At 69.5% G+C, this 397-nt stretch carries 1 pseudogene; it reads right to left on the reverse strand.

The annotated features are described in order from the left end of the window. A pseudogene (locus tag ACNAVT_RS31840) lies at positions 1 to 397 on the reverse strand (hypothetical protein); the annotation flags it as partial.

Raw genomic sequence — 397 nt, forward strand, 5'->3', positions numbered from 1 at the left:
ACCTCGCGGCGTTTGATGTCGAACCGCAGGTAGGCGGCGTTGCCGTCCGAGGCCCGCTCGATCAGAGCGGTGGAGGCGTTGCAGGCGACCGCGATTCGGTCGAGACGGCCTTCCAGGTCGGCCAGGGATAGGCCGGGACGTAGGTACACCCAGACCCGCTCACCGACCGGGGTGGGCTTGGCCCACAGGATCAGCGGCAGCGAACCGGAGCGGTTGGAGATGATGAACTGCGCGAAGCACACGCGCAGCCGGTGCCGCACGAACAGGCACAAGGCCCATCCGAACACAGCGCGGCGGGAGGCCGGGACAGCGGCCGGGACGCCGACGACCAGGGCGACCACCGTGAAGGTGACCGGCATGGGTGTGTGGTTGGCCAGCTGGACCCAGCCAGCGCCGA

Source organism: Micromonospora sp. SL4-19 (assembly GCF_047921475.1).
Lineage (GTDB): Bacteria > Actinomycetota > Actinomycetes > Mycobacteriales > Micromonosporaceae > Micromonospora.